1 protein-coding gene is annotated in these 270 nt (G+C 33.3%); it reads right to left on the minus strand.

Going from position 1 to position 270, the window contains the following annotated elements:
- Positions 1-270, minus strand: a 270-nt coding sequence (locus tag SB822_RS57440; protein WP_410859154.1) for a cation:dicarboxylate symporter family transporter, incomplete at both ends; no start/stop codon positions are given.

The following is a 270-nucleotide window of genomic DNA, read 5'->3' on the forward strand; positions in this document are numbered from 1 at the left end:
CTAGTTCCTCTTTTACCTTAAAGTCTTCTTTCGTCACAGAGATAGTAACAGGTAAAGTTCCCGAACTACTTGTCGTACTCGCAGTCACTACCCAAATCTTACCGATTGACTTAAAGAACTTTGATAATGGAATTTTATCTATGAATTTTAACATAAACAAGTACATCAAAATGATTACAGAAATCAAACCTATATAATCAACTAAAATAAATTTGCCCAAAGGTCCAAATATTTTCAAGCCGTATTCCCCAATGGTACAAGCCATTAATG

This window comes from Paraburkholderia sp. SIMBA_054 (assembly GCF_046534875.1).
GTDB classification, from domain to species: Bacteria; Pseudomonadota; Gammaproteobacteria; order Burkholderiales; family Burkholderiaceae; genus Paraburkholderia; species Paraburkholderia hospita.